This window comes from Mesorhizobium sp. WSM4844 (genome assembly GCF_055811775.1).
In genome coordinates this window covers 1-239 of sequence record NZ_JBVVQB010000232.1, presented here as the reverse complement: position 1 = coordinate 239, position 239 = coordinate 1, and the positions used below count along the sequence as shown (strand labels likewise).

The 239-nt window shown below is 62.8% G+C and carries 1 protein-coding gene; it reads left to right on the top strand.

Translation table 11 applies throughout. The features are described 5' to 3' along the window. The coding region (locus AC0L2A_RS36560; protein ID WP_473613042.1) for a hypothetical protein at positions 1-239 on the top strand (239 nt) is incomplete at both ends.

Genomic DNA, 239 nt, shown 5'->3' with positions numbered 1-239 from the left:
GGCAGAGGGCCCTGAATACGCCGCAAGCCGCCGCCATTCAGCAGCCGCTGAGCGAAATCGGCAATTCAGGCGGCCGCATGCCGATGCAGCCCCCCATGCAGCAGTTGGGTGAATTGCCATTGGAAGGGGTACCCGTTCAAGGGACAGGGTCCGAACACATCGGAAGGCTGCATGCGGAGGCCGCGCCGTCCGCATGGTCTGAGAAGCACCTCGCTGCGATCGAGAACTCCATAAACGTC